The sequence below is a fragment of the Streptomyces caeruleatus genome, assembly GCF_001514235.1.
GTDB classification, from domain to species: Bacteria; Actinomycetota; Actinomycetes; order Streptomycetales; family Streptomycetaceae; genus Streptomyces; species Streptomyces caeruleatus.
In genome coordinates this window covers 196,334-210,006 of the sequence record NZ_KQ948931.1, presented here as the reverse complement: position 1 = coordinate 210,006, position 13,673 = coordinate 196,334, and the positions used below count along the sequence as shown (strand labels likewise).

Here is a 13,673-nt window from a genome sequence, read left to right as displayed (position 1 = left end):
CCGCACTGATATCGAAAGGTCTGAAGTGACTGACCTCGTGACCGTCGCCGTTTGGAACATCGAGGCCGACGGTGGCCGCAACGGCGAACACCGGGATCTCGCACTCGACGTTCTTAGGGAGTTTGAGCCGGACATCTTCCTCCAGCAGGAGGCCAAGTTCAGCCGCGATCGGGGCAGTGAGCGCCTGCACGCCACGGAGAAGCGGCTCGGGCTGCGCGGGTTCCTGTCCGCGCCGAACCCGTACGCGGACGCTGACATCGCGACCGCCGTCTACCTCCGGCCCTCCCTGTTCGACGTCGTCGAAGCACGGCCCCGCGCCAAGCCGTGGTGGCTGCACCCCTGCCACGTGGTCGCGCGGCTCGGCAGCTGTCCGGTACCGCTCAACCTCATCTCCTTCCACATGTGCTGCTTTGACGCCAACCAGCGTCTGATGGAGGCCAGTTGGCTGGCCATGCACGCACAGCCGGGCATGGTGACTCTTGCGGCCGGCGACACCAACAGCTACCCGCGCAATCCCGAGCGCCTCGTCCTGCCCACCTGGGACACGGTGACCGATCGCGCGCACATGGTCCACCGGACCTACCTCGACGCCGACGGACACCGTCGCAGCGACACCCGCCCCGACGCCGCCCTGACCGACGCCGGCTACCTCGACCTCGCCCGCTACGCCGCCGACCACCTCAACCAGCCCGAGGCACTCAACGCCACGGCCGGACAGCAAAAACCGGACCAGGGCGGTCCCCAGCGCATCGACCGCCTCTACGGGGCAGGCGGCCTCGCCTCCGCACTGCACAGCGTCGAAGTCGTCGACAACGACGAAACCCGCGAAGCCACCGACCACTCACTCCTGATCCTGCGCTTCTACCTGGTACGCCTCGAACGAACGCTGACACCGCACCTGGCCGCTGCTCACACCGCAGAGACCCTCCGATGACCTTGCCCGCCTGGTGCCAGGCCAATGTCGTGTTCCCGGACTGGGACGGCGCCGAGAGGGTTGCCGTGTCCCGGCTCGCCCCCGTTCTGCGTGCCGCCGAGGACGATGGCCTCCTCGCCGGGTGGTTCGTCATCCGCAAAAGCCCGCGCTGGCGGGTGCGCTACATGCCCGCCATCGGAGGAGCAGACCGTATCGGCCAGGGCCTCGACGACCTGGTTGCCGAGGGTGCCGTCACCGCATGGACAGAGATCGTCTACGAGCCGACCAGCCGCTCACCGTGGAGGACCTGGCCCGCCAGGCCCGCATGAGCTCACGCCACCTCGCCCGCCACTTCAAACACCTCACCGGCACCACCCCCCTGCAATGGCTCCACACCCAGCGCATCCGCCACGCCCAGGAACTCCTGGAAACCACCAACGCCACCGTCGACACCATCGCCACGGCCACCGGCATGGGCACCGCCACCACCCTGCGCCGCCACTTCCACCGCAGCGTCGGCGTCCCACCCGACACCTACCGCCGCACCTTCCGCCCCTGAAAACCAGTCCCAGGAAATCTGACACTTCACGCTCGGTAGCCATCGGTGGCCAGTTGGCTCCCCGGTGACTGGCCGCCGATGGGGAATTCCAACTGGCCGCTGTCAGGCCACCCCAGCGTGCTCAGCACGAACGCAGACGTTCCAGGAACTCTGGCACCCCGTCGACCAACTTGTACGGCCGGAAGGCCGGAGCAAGGTCGCGTACCAGGGCCACGCACCGGTGAGCTCCGATCCGCCGCGCCACGTTCAGCGACTCGTTGGAGACCACGAGCGCCTGTTCGACCTCCCGGGCCTGAAGCAGGGACCTCGCCTCGTATGTACGGAACACGCCCCGCGTCTTGTCCCGCGAGCCCGGCAGCAGCAACAGTCCCTCGTCGATCCGAGCCCGCGCCTGTTCCGTCTGGCCGAGATCGAGCATGCACTGACCGGAGTCGACAGCCAGGTCCGCGGTGCTCATCCACCGGCACCAGGACGGTGCCGGGTCCCGCGTATCCGTCAGCAGCGTCTCCTCGGCCGCCTTCAGGTCGTCGTGGCATGCGCCGGCATTTCCCATCGCCGCGTGTGCACGAGCCCGGCGCAGATGGAGCAACGAACGCGCCATGGGGTGGCGAGTGTGAATGAGGGCCTGGCTCAACGGCCCGACGGCCGACTCCGGCTTCCCGAGCCAGATCGCCTGATACGCGAAGTCTGCCAGGACCCCCGCGCCTTGATCCCGGTCCCGGGCGGTGTGGGCGTTGGATAGCGCGGCGGTCCAGAGTTTCCCGGCCGCGTAGTGCTGTCCCTGGTCGAACCGGTACCAGCCGCACGTGCTCGCCAACGACGACGCCAGCTGATGCAGACGGCGCTCCGTCGTCTCGTTGTAGCGGCCTCCTTCCAGCAGGTCAGTGACCGTATCCAAGTGGGCTTCGGTCAGCTTGTTCATGTGCTGGCGCTTCTCCGTTGGGAGCGCCGACAGTTTCGCGCCGGTCTCCTCCAGCCAGCTCATCAGCTCCTCGTCAACGCGAGTGCTGCCCTCGGCGGCGGTTGTGAGGCGTTCGGGCTCCAGGTCGGCCCACTGCGAGGCGAGTCCCGCCAGGGTGAGCGCGCTGTAGGTCAGGAAGGTTCGGCGTTCGCGGTCCATCACGGCTCTCTGTGCATCTCGAAGGGCGTGGACGGTGTACGCCGACCCGAGCGGCACTGGTTCCTCGCGGCCGGGCAGCCAGTGAGGCCACGGATAGCGCTCAAGGTCGGAAACCGGCACGTCGAACGCGTCAGCGATGAGGAACTGCGTTTCGACATCGGGTTTCTTCCGGTCGTTCTCCCACCGGCTGACAGCAGCCTTGTCCGCCCCGCACCGAAGCCCCCGCCTCCGCGCAGCCTGGTGCATCCGGGTCACCAGGTCGCTTTGTGACCAGTCACGCAGAAATCGTGCGTACGCGAGGGGATGCCGGATCGGTTCGTCCACGGAATCAACCCCATCATCGGCAGCTACTTCGAGGGTAGCGAGTGTGCGCCCGGGACAACCTCGGGACAACCCCCAACCCCTCGATCGCGAAAGGGAGTTGGGATGTACTTGTCATCCCCGGAGGCGTTCGACGCCCACCCGGACACCTCCCGCACAGAAAGCGACGCGCCGTCGCGCTCCGGGCATAGCCACGCGACCCCGCGCAACCGACGGGCTCTCCCCACGCTGCGATGGCAGCCACGCCCGGACGGGAAGCACGCGCATCACATCGCCGCAGAAAGGGACACCACCATGTCCGAGATCGTGACTGCCGACCAGCACGTCTTCATCGACCTGCCGGAGCAGTTGGAAGCCGATCTGATCGACCTTCTTCTCCCGCCCTGGGAACTGGACGGTTCGTTCCTGGCGCAGTCCACCATGGAGCGGTATCGGACCGAGCTGACGGCCACCCCGCTGTTCAGGGAGACCGCCGCGACCCTGCGCCACGCGCTGACCGAGGAGGGCGGCGGATACGCCGTGCTGCGCCTTGGGATCCTCGCCAAGGCGCTGGGGGCCGATGACGGCCGGTTCCTGCGGCTGGCCACGGCCTTCGCCGCCGAGGTGGCCGTCCCCTTCTCGCCTTTCCCGCGGTGGCCTCTCTGGAAGGACATCGGGGTCAAGGTCGACAAGGACCCCGGCAAGTCCAGCGGCATCGGGTACAACGCGTTCCACATGGACCTGGTGAACGGGACCCGGCCCCCGGACTACACCACGCTCCTGTGCGTTCGCCCCGACCCGCTTGGTGGCGGCCGCAGCATCCTCTCCGACGCCCACGCGGCGGTGGCGCGGCTGTCGGAGGACAGCCGCGCCCTGTTGGCCGAATCGGCCTATTCCTACGGGACCTTTTTCGACCTGTTCGACGTGGGCGAGGAGTACAAGCCGTTTCCGATCCTGGATGACTCCAACCCGAGTGAGGAGTTCGTCCGGTTCACCGCCAAGATGCTGGAAAGGTCCGAGCTCGGCCAGGCGCACGCCGAAGCCGCCAGAGAGCTCGCTGAGGAGCTTGTCCGGGGTCAGGTCTCGTTCATACTCCAGCCCGGGGACTACCTCATCGTGAACCAGCGCCGCTTCCTGCACGGCCGGGAGGCGCTCCACAGCCGTCAGGAGACCGTCCCGGTCTCCGACCGGCGGCTGCTCCTCCAGTTGTTCCTGCGCGCGAGGGCCGACGATGGCTCGGCCGCGTAGCCGGCCGATGGCACAGGTGACCCACCGAGTCACGCCCCGGGGTCCAGCCCCCGAGCACGTGGCACGGCCATGGGCGGGGCCCGGTCAGGCACCCTCAGAAACGGTCGCGTACCGGGCTCCCCGGGCCGTGCACGGATCTAGATACGCGAGTTGCGCAGCGACTGCCACACAGCGCCGGCCAGCGCCCGCGTCGCCCGCGGGACCGACAGATGCTCGTGCTCGCGGTACAGCTCCCAGTTGTACGGGATCAACGACATCTTGTTGGAGGACAGCGATCCCGACTGGTGGGCCCTGTACACCGCCAGCGGCTCATCCAAGCCCCGGGCGTCAGCCCCGTCCCGCATGATCGACAGCCAGAGGGCGTAGTCCTGGCGCTTGCGCATCTCCGGCATCAGCCTCGTGCCCAGGACAGTGCGGTCGTACATGGCGGTGAGGGCGCCGATGTGGTCTCGGACCAGCATCGCGCGGTAGTCCACGTGCTCCCGCGCACGGACCACCCGCCCGTTCGGGACCCAGTCGGTGCTCTCGCCGTCGTAGTCGGCGTCCATCTTGAAGTACGAGGTGAACGTCAGCGGCGCATCACCATCCCCGGCGAAGGCGAGCTGCTTCTCGGTCTTCTCCGGCAACCACATGTCGTCGCTGTCGAGAAAGGCAATGTAGTCCCCGCGGGCACGCTCGATCGCGAGGTTGCGGGCTCGGCCCGCACCGCCCCGTTCGGGTGCCGACTCCGGCAGAACGCGCTCGTCCTGCTCGGCGAACTCGCGGAGCAGATCCATGGAGCCATCGGAGGACTGGTCATCAGTGACCAGCAGCTCCAGGTCGCTGTGGGTCTGCGTGAGCACCGATCGGACGGCTGCGCCGAGGGTGGCTGCCGAGTTGTACACGGGCATCACGACGGACACCAGGGGCACAGCACTTCTCCTTGCCAGACCAGGAACGACGGTCCATTCAAGCACCGCAATCGCGTAGGAGCTGCCATGCAGATAGTTATCGCTGGTCAGGGCTATGTAGGACTTCCCCTGGCCGTACGCGCCGCAGAGGTGGGTCACCATGTCGTCGGCTACGACGTGGACCCGCACCGCGTCCAGCAGCTCGCCGCCGGCCAGTCCCACGTGAGGGACGTGGACTCTGCACGGCTGCGCGCGGTGCTGGACTCCGGGTCCTACTCCGCGACCGCCGACGCTGCTGCGCTGGCCGACTTCGACATCGCAGTGATCACCGTGCCGACCCCCCTACGGAACGGCGTGCCCGACCTGGGCCACATCGAGTCCTGCGCCCGGACCCTGGGCGAGCACCTTCGCCCCGGTGCGACCGTGGTCCTGGAGTCCACGTCCTATCCTGGCACCACCGAGGAACTGCTGCTGCCGATCCTGGAGGAGACGTCGGGCCTCAAAGGCGGGGTGGACTTCCTGGCCGGATTCAGCCCAGAGCGGATCGGAAACAAACGGTGGTCGTTCGAGACGCCGAAATTGGTGTCCGGAATCGACGCCAAATCACTCGATTCGATCAAGGGTTTCTACGACGGCATCTTTCAGACCACGGTTCCGGTGTCCGGGACGAAGGTCGCCGAGCTGGCCAAGCTGTTGGAGAACACCTTCCGGTTCGTCAACATCTCCATGGTCAACGAGATGGCGATGCTGGCCGCTTCCCTCGGCGTGAACATCTGGGAGGCGATCGACGCCGCCGCGACCAAGCCGTTCGGATTCACGCGGTTCACTCCGGGGCCGGGGGTCGGCGGGCACTGCTTGCCCGTTGACCCGATGTTCCTCTCGTGGAAAGCCCAGCAGGACCTTGGCATCCCGTTCAGGTTCGCGGAACTCGCCGCCGACGTGAACCGGCACATGCCCGACTACGTGGTCCAGCGTGTCGTGGAAGGGCTCGACAAGCGCGGCCTGCCCGTCAGGGGGTCTCGGGTTCTGCTGCTCGGCCTGACGTACAAGTTCAACGCCACCGACCTGCGCAATTCCCCCTCGGCTCGTGTCGCCGAACTTCTCATCGGCTTTGGCGCCGATGTCCGCGGCGCCGAACCCAACGTCCCGAACGACGCCGAGCTGGACGTGCTCAGGGTCGATGCGACCCCAGACGAGGTAGCGGCCGCTGAGGCAGTGGTTCTTCTCATGGACCACCCGCTCTTCGACCTCCCGATGATCGAGAAATGCGCGACCTATGTTCTCGACTGCCGAAACCGCCTTTCCGGAGCGAACGTCGAGACCCTGTAGCTCCCGAACTCCCGCGGCCCGCTGCTGACTTCAACCCCAGGAGTTCCCTTGCGTAACGAGTGGGAGCACGCCCACACGGACTACACCCGGCCCGCGCGGCGCCCGGCCCCAGCTTCGCTGGCCGAGAGCGAGGGTGACTGGCGCCGCTACCTGGAAGGTGACACCCCCAACGGCTGGCTGATCCAGCACAGTGCGATGACCGAGGCGCTCGTCAGCGGCCGGCCCATGTACCTGCTGCACACCACCAAGGACATCGACGCCATCCTCACCAGCGGCGAGCTGCACGTTTCCACCGGATGCCTGGTCGGGGCCCTGTACTGCTCCCCGCTGGCCCGTCAGCGCGAGGGACTGCGCCCGCACAACCTCGGTGCCTACCTGATGCGGATGAAGCCCAACACCACGCCCGTGATCTTCGAGGTCATCCCGGACGCTCCGATCCCCACCAAGGGCGTGGACTACCTGCACCTCGGGGCCATCCACCTGCGCACCTATCTGCGCTACCGGAGTCTCCTCACCCTGGCCGAGAACGACCAGCTTGACCATGCCGTTGCGGCCGGGCTGGGCTCCGCGGCCGTGTTCCTCGACACGGCCCTGCGCAACGCAGCCGGCCGCGCCACGGCGGCTCTGGAGTTCATCGACCAGTTGGCCGCTGCCGTGCCCGCCGTGCCGTTCCTCGGATACCTGTACTTCGAGGTGCTGTCCGAGTACCTGATGCTCCACTCCACGACTCCGGAGACCAAGAGCTACGCCCAGGCCGGGGAGCTGAACAACTGGCTGTACAAGCGACTCGCGTTCGCCGCTGTGGACGGCATGCACCAGTTGTTCGACCTGGCCCGCTTCCATCCGCGCCACCAGCAGCTCGTCCAGCTCATCGAAGGCGTGGAACCGGCGCTCGCCCCGGGAGCTGCAGATTACGTACGGCGGCGGCTGTCCCACCTGCTCGCCCGGACCACGCTGCACCCTTCCCGAGACACGGCGTCGGTCAGCTTCCAGGGCGCTGATCTCAACACGCTCCGGCAGGTCGCGCCGGGGCTGATCGGTCAGATGGTCTTCCGCGAAATCCGTTACATGCCCCGCTACAAGCAGCTTTACCACTGCTTCGAGAAGGCCAAGGCTCTGGAGGCATGGGACTACTGGAACCACGAGGGCATCCCCACGCCGTTCAACGGCATCCTTCCCAAAGGCGAGATCGGGATACACCCTGTCTACCCGCGGTCAGCCGTCAGGGCGTGGACAGCCCAGCAGGACAGGAAAGGTCTCCTGCACCCGGTCCAGGAGGTGAACGCCGTCCTCACGCCACACCTGGCGTCGTGGTGGGCGCCACCTCGCAACCGCAGCCGGAAGGTCACCACCGATCCGCGGATCACGGTGGACCGTAGTGCCTCGCTTCCCGCCCGCCACTTATCGATCAAGGGGATCTCCGCATGAGCACGAAACCCCTGACCATCCTCACCGGTATCAACCGCAGGTCCGAGCCCTCGTCCGGGAGCCTGATCCTCGTCAACGACCTCTACCGCGCCATGCCCGACACCCACACGACCTACCTCGGCCGGACGCCGGTCGATCAGGAGTGGAAGGCCGCGTTCGATCACCTGATCCCCCTCTCCACGACGAAACGCCCCCAGGGCCCCGGCTTCGACGACTACGTGGACGAGTTGACGCGTGAGGTCGGTGCGCTCGTTGAGAAGATCCAGCCGAACGTCATTCACGCTCAGTACCTCGGGTTCGCTCTCAGCCTGGCCGTCACCCGCACCGCCGGCAACATTCCTATCATCGCCATCGCCCACGGTCCCGATGTAATGGCGGCCGAGCGCAGCCCATCGGAACGCGAGGCCATGAATGAAGTCGCTGCCGCCAGCGCCGCGATCGTCGCCCCGACCTTCGCCCTCGCCGACCGCATCGACCATCTCACCGGACGCCGATTCACCGATCGGCTCACCGTCATCCCGTGGGGTATCCCGTTGAGCGATGCCCAGGTACGCGATCAACCGCCTACCGGAACCGGACCCCTGTCTCTGGTACACGCCGGTCGTCTGGACGACAACAAATCCACGATCACCGCCGTCGAAGCCCTCGCCCTAACCAATCAGCCGCACCACCTGACCGTGATCGGCAAAGGAACCCTGCGGGAGCATCTGGAACAGCGGTCTATCGAACTCGGGCTCCGGGACCGGGTTCAATTTGACCCGTTCCTGCCCCGCACTGAACTCTGGCGCCGCCTGCCGAACTACGACGCCTTCGTCTTCACGACCAGGGGCCTGGAGGCTTTCGGGCTCGTCCTCATCGAGGCCCAAGCCAACGGACTTCCGGTCGCCTACTCCGATCTTCCCGGTGCGAGGGAAATCCTCGGAAGCTCGGGCGTTCCCTACACTCCTGGCGACCCGCGCTCGCTGGCCGTGGCCCTAGACGAGATGAGCCGGGACATCCACCAGCGCAAGGCCCTGACCAAGGCGGCTTTACACAACGCGCGCCGATACGACATCACCATCACCGGCCGCCGGCTTCGCGAACTGACGCTCTGCGTTACCTCCTGATGCAAGGGATATCGGACGCCGATCCAGACGACCCCCGGAGTGGGAGGCGGCGGATTCCATCACAGGAGTGGCCCTACGGGTGGCTCGCTCGGTCCATCGTGCGACTGATGCACATGCATCTCAGCCTGCCCGGTGTAGGGAGAGACAGGAACCCCATCCCGCCCATTCTGGCGACGAGGCTCGTCACTCGACGTCGGCGCCTTCCCTTCGGCCCGCGCTGACAACTCATTGCGAAGACCAGCTACGCGGTAGGCCGCACCGTTGGACGTGTTCCGAGCCCTGGCGGCCTCGACCCGGAGTTGCTTGGCTGTCTGGTTGTCCTTGTCCTTGGCCCGCCGTAGAAGCTCGGTCTTCTCCTCCTGCGACAGGTCCGCCGCCGCGAGCACAGCTTCGTGTTCGCTGACAGGCCCGGCGTGCTGGGCAACCTCGTGGACTCGCGTGTTCATCTGCTCCAGTTCCCGTCCGGTCTCCTCGCACGTACGAAGCAGTTCCTCACGCTCCGCCTCGACCGCAGCCCGCTCGTCCCCGCGGAGCACTGGACGCCCGAAGCGGCCGGTCACGGCCAGCTGCTGTTCGAGTCCTTCGACACGGGCCTGTGTGCTGTGCAGTCGGGCAATGCGTTCGGTGATCGTGCTGTCCAGTGCTCGAACTTCGCGGATTGCCTCGGCGCGGTCGGCCACAGCCTGATGCCGGCGATGAAGCGCGAGCGCGTTCCGACCGGTTCCCGCGGCGGCTTGCTGTTCGGCACGGTCGGCAGCAACCTCAGCCTTCTCGGCCGCTGTCCTGGTGGCGCGCGCAGCCGAGGCAGCCTTGCGCGCGGCGTCACGCAGGGCCGAGTTGCTGAGGTGAGCGTAGGGACGGTCGGCAGTCGGCGCGGGTTCCGAAGGCATCGGGGGCTCCATGGGCCGCTCAGTCTTTACCGGGGCGGGCCAGTCCTCATGCTCCGGAGCCCCTTCAGGAGTGTCCGCGTCGTAGGGCTCGTCGGCGCCGGGAGCACGCGGGATCGGAAGGTCCGCTACGGCCTGGCGAACGTGAGCGGGGACCGCGTTCTCCGGGAGTTCGGTGAGGATCATGCGTTCCTCGGTGCCGTTCTCGATCTCGCGAATGAGGCCCGCGACCGCGCGGTCAAGTCGTTCCTGCTCAGTGAGTGCGTCGCCGTGGCGGGCGCGGTCGGCGTCGGTCTCGTAGACGGACAGCGGCAAGAACAGGTGAGACTCTTTCTTGTCGCGGCTCATCATCGTGTAGAGGGCGTTCGCCTGCGCGCCAGGACCGTAGACCAGGGCCTCTTGGACGCTGAGGCCCTGGGACTTGTGGCCGGTGATCGCGTATCCGAGGCGGAGTCCGCCCTGTGCGATGTAGTCGGCGTCAACCCATTCGGCAACGTCACGGTGGCCGTCGGCGGTCTTCTCTCGCCACTCGACCAGCACCCGGCGTTCCTCGTCTACGGCCCGCACGATTCCGCGGTAGCCGTTCAGTACGTCTTCGTTCGCGCCTCGGCTCTTTTTGCCCCGGTAGTCGTTGATCCGAAGGAGGACCTGGTCTCCGATGGACAGCATCAGCTCGCCGCCGCCGGGCAGCGCGTAGGCGTGCTCGGGGCCGGTGAGATCACCGTTCGCCTTCCGCAGTGCGCGGGCCCCGATGTTCAGTTCCTCCACGATCTCATTGGTGGCGGCCATCATGAGGAGCTGCTGCACGGCGGTGTGGTCATCGGTGTGCGCGGCGCGCTTGTCGGCCCAGACGGTGAGCATCGCGGCGAGGGTGGCGTCCTTGTCCGCGAGTGCGTGTACGCGGCCGGTTCCGGCAAAAGTACGTAGTGCTTCCACGCGGTTGTCGTCGCGCCACAGTTCCAGTGCCCGGCGCTCGACCAAGTCCTTCTGCCGGTAGTTCTCGCTAAGGCTGAGTCCGCCAACGATGTGGTGCACGGCCGCGAAGGACCCGCCGATGCCGGGCGAGTGCAACTGCTTGGGGTCACCGATACCGACGACCTTCGTTCCGGTTTCCGCAGCGTGGGTGAGCAGTTCGGCGACGTCGCGGTCATCGCACATGGCGGCTTCGTCCACGACCAGCACGTCAACGCCCGTGAGGCCGGGGCCGCCGTTTCGAATGCCGGTGAGCCAGGACGCGAGGGTGCGGGACTCGATGCCCGCCTCCGCCTTCAGGTTCGCGGCGGCGACGGCGGCCGTGCTCGCGCCGGCAATGACAAGACCGTGAGCCTCCCATGCCTGCCGGGCGGTGTCCATGATCGTGGTCTTGCCCGATCCGGCGATGCCCTCCACCGAGTCGATCCCATGCCCGGCCGTGAGCAGTCGTTCGAGGACGGCGCGCTGTTCGTCGGAGAACGCGAAGCTGCCGCCGTGCTGGGCCTCGACGGTGGAGAGGGTCATGTCGACCGTGTCGCGGCTGACGACGGCGGCCTGCTTGTTGAGCCGGTTCGTGGCCTCGGAGACGATCAGCGTTTCCGCGGCCACGATGTCCGCCGTCGTGTACCGGTCGGCGTGCGTGAAGTGCTGGGCGCCCCTCGGATTCAGCTGGACCGCGTAACCGGCGTGACGGAGGACGGAGGTGGTGAGCTGTTCGGCCTCCTCGGCGTTCGCGACTCCGTATGGAAGGGCGTCCAGCACAGCGGCGATGGCAGCGGCGTGGGTGAACTCCTTGGAGTGGCTGGTCAAGCCGGTCTTCGGGTCGAAGACCTGAGCGCACAGCTCGTCCAGACCAGGGTTCTGATCCGCTCGGTCCTGCTCCATCGCGCTGGCTGCGATGGCCTCGGGATCGTCACCGGCAGCGCGGCCTTCGGCCTGCCAGTAAGCGCGCAGAACGTCGTCCCCGACTCCAGCGGCTTCGCCGTTCTTCGCGGCCTTGGACGCGGTGGAGGCGGCGGTGCGCTCGCGGGTCGTGGCGCTGTCGTAGTCGATGCCCAGCTTCGTCAGCAGTTCCCGGACCTGGCTGTCACGCTTGCTGAACAGGCGGATCGTGGCCTCGGGAATCGCCGCGATCTCCCACGCGCCGGTCCGCTCCTCGCGGCGGAAGCTGATGCCGAAGGTGTCGGTCAGCTCCCTGCGGATACGGGCGTTCATGAGGGACTGGGTCGCGCGGGTGTGCCGGTGGAGGTCGCGGCCCCCGCTGGCCATGGTGGACCACTTGCCGTCGGTGCCCTTGACCATGTTGGCCAGGGTGAAGTGCAGGTGGAAGTGAGGGTCGCCGTACGGGGCGCCGTCCACGGGCCGGGCGGCGCGGTGCACCATCATCCAGCCGGAGAACCCGCTCGTCTTTACCGTCTCCGCCTCGTCGCCGTCACCGTGGTGACCGCGCATCGCGTACGCGGTCCAGCGCTCCAGGGCGCTGATGGACTCGCGGCCGGCAGAGGTGTAGATGCCCTCCACCTGGGCGGCGATCTCCTCCGGGGCGTAGGCGAGGAACGCGCTCTTCGACTTCGCGAGGTCCAAGGTGACGTCGGCACCGAAGTTGCCGACCTGCACGCGGCCTTCGAGGAGGGCGGCTTTGATCTCCTCGGCGTCCCACACGTCCTCGGGCGCGAGTCCTGCCGCCTTGGCCATGGCGACGGCTTCACGGACGTCCATAGGCAGGTCCCGAAGCCGTCGTTCGCCCTCGCCCGCGGTCTGGACGTACCGGCGCTTCATGGACGCAGCGGTGAACAGGTCGGCGGGCTGCTGTCCGATCTCGGTAGCGCGCGCCTCGACGGCGCGCAGGAGTGCGCGGGCGTCAAGGTGGCCGCCTGCCTCGGCGGCCACGGCCTTCTCCAATGTGTCTTCGCCGTACAGGTCGACGGCATCGATGCCGACGGCGTCGGCGAGTTTGAGCAGAGTGGAGGCGGGGATGCGGTGCGATTCACCGAACCGCTTGAGCTGGCTCTCCATCCTGCGGAAGGCGTCCTGCTTGCGCTTGGAGTCCAGCAGGGACACGGGGTTCACGCTGCGTTCGGCGGCGGCGCGGCGGATGGCGCGGGCCAGCGGGGCGGCGGGGAGCTTTGCGGCCGGCGCGATGGCGAGCTTGGGTTCTACGAGGGTTTGCCCGGTCCGGGGGTTCTCACCGTGCATGAGGCGTCGGGCGGCCTGGAAGTGCTCGGGGGCGAGGATGCTGCCGGGGGTGATGTCGAACTCGGTGAGGCCGTCTCCGATCCAGACCAGGGGGCGTTCGCTGGCATCGAGGTGGTAGTCCACCTGTCCGTCGTTGGCTGGTTGGGGAAGGGCCTGGTCGCCGTAGAGGTCGCGGGCATCGAGTCCGGCGGCGGCAGCGACTTCGACGGCGTCGAACCCGGTGAACCGCGCCGTGCCCTTGCTGCGTATGAGCCCGCGGGCGCGGAAGAAGGCGCGCTTGGCCTCGCGGGAGCCGAGCAGGGAGGCGACGCGGGCACCAGCCGATTCGGCCTTGGCCTCGATGGCGGCGACGAGGGGGGCCGCGTCGACCGTGGCAGACTTCCCGCAGCCGTGGCCGCCGGTAAGGCGGTATTCAACTTGCTCGTCGGAGGGGCCGATCATGGTCACCCATCCCATCGGCCCGCTCACCCCCCGTACCGAATCGATCAGATTCGGTCATCTTGGCTGATTGTATCGTCACGAAGTGACGATACCTTGGTCCTCCGGACATGGACTTGCTGTGCTGAGCAGGGGGTTTTCTCCTGGGGGCGCGCTACGAATCAGTGGGCTTTTGCGGCTGAAGGCGTCGACGGCTTGGGGCTGTTACCTCGGCTCGCTAGAACGGCGACTCACTCATCAGACGCGTTGTAACCTGCGCTCATGGATACGTGGGACGCCGAGCCTCG

General features: G+C 67.3%; 9 protein-coding genes and 1 pseudogene. 7 read left to right on the top strand and 3 right to left on the bottom strand.

Annotation, left to right across the window (positions count from 1 at the left end; genetic code table 11):
- Positions 1-25: 25 nt before the first annotated feature.
- The 3 genes and pseudogenes from AQJ67_RS24565 to AQJ67_RS24555 all read left to right on the top strand — a co-directional run.
- A complete protein-coding gene (locus AQJ67_RS24565; protein ID WP_062721239.1) occupies positions 26-934 on the top strand; it encodes an endonuclease/exonuclease/phosphatase family protein in 909 nt (302 codons plus the stop codon).
- Positions 931-1,242 (top strand): hypothetical protein, encoded by a 312-nt coding sequence (locus tag AQJ67_RS24560; protein WP_062721238.1) that lies wholly within the window; start codon positions 931-933, stop codon positions 1,240-1,242. Before AQJ67_RS24565 ends, AQJ67_RS24560 begins: the two co-directional genes overlap by 4 nt.
- Positions 1,191-1,472 (top strand): annotated as a pseudogene (locus AQJ67_RS24555) (helix-turn-helix domain-containing protein); the annotation flags it as partial. The gene AQJ67_RS24560 and the pseudogene AQJ67_RS24555, both read left to right, overlap by 52 nt.
- 121 nt (positions 1,473-1,593) lie before the next feature.
- Here AQJ67_RS24555 and AQJ67_RS24550 read toward each other — a convergent pair.
- The gene (locus AQJ67_RS24550; protein WP_062721236.1) at positions 1,594-2,916 is read right to left on the bottom strand and encodes a helix-turn-helix transcriptional regulator; all 1,323 of its coding nucleotides are present in this window, start codon (positions 2,914-2,916) and stop codon (positions 1,594-1,596) included.
- Positions 2,917-3,207: 291 nt separating this feature from the next.
- On the opposite strand from AQJ67_RS24550, the gene AQJ67_RS24545 reads away from it, so the two are divergent.
- Complete coding sequence (locus AQJ67_RS24545) at positions 3,208-4,140, top strand: TauD/TfdA family dioxygenase (RefSeq protein ID WP_062721235.1); 933 nt, start codon at positions 3,208-3,210, stop codon at positions 4,138-4,140.
- Positions 4,141-4,277: 137 nt separating this feature from the next.
- On the opposite strand, the gene AQJ67_RS24540 is transcribed toward AQJ67_RS24545, so the two are convergent.
- Positions 4,278-5,051, bottom strand: a complete 774-nt coding sequence (locus AQJ67_RS24540) for a glycosyltransferase family 2 protein (RefSeq protein ID WP_062721234.1) — start codon at positions 5,049-5,051, stop codon at positions 4,278-4,280.
- 66 nt (positions 5,052-5,117) lie between these two features.
- Here AQJ67_RS24540 and AQJ67_RS24535 point away from each other — a divergent pair, with 66 nt between their 5' ends.
- The 3 genes from AQJ67_RS24535 to AQJ67_RS24525 are packed head-to-tail and all read left to right on the top strand — an operon-like array spanning position 5,118 to position 8,893.
- On the top strand, positions 5,118-6,359 hold the full coding sequence (locus tag AQJ67_RS24535) for a nucleotide sugar dehydrogenase (RefSeq protein WP_062721233.1): 1,242 nt from the start codon (positions 5,118-5,120) through the stop codon (positions 6,357-6,359).
- Between the two features lie 48 nt (positions 6,360-6,407).
- Positions 6,408-7,787 carry a hypothetical protein gene (locus AQJ67_RS24530; RefSeq protein WP_062721232.1) on the top strand — a complete coding sequence of 460 codons (1,380 nt, stop codon included), beginning with the start codon at positions 6,408-6,410 and terminating at the stop codon, positions 7,785-7,787.
- Positions 7,784-8,893: a glycosyltransferase family 4 protein gene (locus AQJ67_RS24525; protein WP_062721231.1), complete on the top strand. Its 1,110-nt coding sequence runs from the start codon at positions 7,784-7,786 to the stop codon at positions 8,891-8,893. Before AQJ67_RS24530 ends, AQJ67_RS24525 begins: the two co-directional genes overlap by 4 nt.
- Positions 8,894-8,952: 59 nt before the next feature.
- Here the strand turns inward: AQJ67_RS24525 and mobF are convergent, their stop codons facing one another.
- Positions 8,953-13,404, bottom strand: a complete 4,452-nt coding sequence (mobF, locus tag AQJ67_RS24520; RefSeq protein WP_244190577.1) for a MobF family relaxase — start codon at positions 13,402-13,404, stop codon at positions 8,953-8,955.
- Positions 13,405-13,673 lie beyond the last annotated feature (269 nt).

Excerpts from the sequence above, each read along its gene's own strand:
- mobF (WP_244190577.1), bottom strand. The coding sequence starts at position 13,404 with ATGGGATGGGTGACCATGATCGGCCCCTCCGACGAGCAAGTTGAATAC.
- AQJ67_RS24525 (WP_062721231.1), top strand. The coding sequence starts at position 7,784 with ATGAGCACGAAACCCCTGACCATCCTCACCGGTATCAACCGCAGGTCC.
- AQJ67_RS24560 (WP_062721238.1), top strand. The coding sequence starts at position 931 with ATGACCTTGCCCGCCTGGTGCCAGGCCAATGTCGTGTTCCCGGACTGG.
- AQJ67_RS24535 (WP_062721233.1), top strand. The coding sequence starts at position 5,118 with ATGCAGATAGTTATCGCTGGTCAGGGCTATGTAGGACTTCCCCTGGCC.
- AQJ67_RS24545 (WP_062721235.1), top strand. The coding sequence starts at position 3,208 with ATGTCCGAGATCGTGACTGCCGACCAGCACGTCTTCATCGACCTGCCG.